The 595-nt window shown below is 53.6% G+C and carries 1 pseudogene; it reads right to left on the bottom strand.

The window, feature by feature from the left end:
* Positions 1-595 (bottom strand): annotated as a pseudogene (locus AC3G2T_RS38795) (S-layer homology domain-containing protein); the annotation flags it as partial.

Here is a 595-nt window from a genome sequence, read left to right as displayed (position 1 = left end):
CGTTGCCGACCGTGTAGGACTTCGTAGCCGTGCTGTTCGCACCGGACGTTGCGATGTAGGCATTAACCGTTACAACGCCGTTATGGCCCGCTGTGATGTTCGACAAGCGGATGGAACCTTTGTGTTCGCCGCCTTGGTAAATTCTCGCCACATTGCTTGTAGTTGTGCTGCCTTCGTTCAAGAAACTGGCTCCGGATACTGCCACATTGATTCGATCCACGTTTTGATCGCTGGTCAGGTCGTCTGTGCTCAGTTTGTTGCCCGCTGCGTCATAAGCCACGATCGGGATGTACACGTCTGTGTCGCCCGCGGCAATCACGTCGCCCATGTCGCCGATTTCCACTTTTGTCGCTACCGCTTTGGATGCGATCGAAAGTTTGCTCGATGCCGATGCGCCTTGCAGGTACACTTGAACCGTGTAGTCGCCGGCTTTCTCAATGTTGTTTGTCAAGTTTACGCGTACTTCAGGTGTGTCGTTGTTATCGTAATCCTGCATGCCTGCGTTCAGCAGCGCCTCGTATGGCGAGAATACCACTTGCGCTTTTTGATCGGTTACCAGGTCGTTTGCGTTTGTACTCAGGGCGCTTTGGATCGC

It is taken from the genome of Paenibacillus sp. sgz302191 (genome assembly GCF_057749925.1).
Note: the sequence above shows the minus strand (reverse complement) of the source record. Positions and strands in the feature narration are given on the sequence as shown.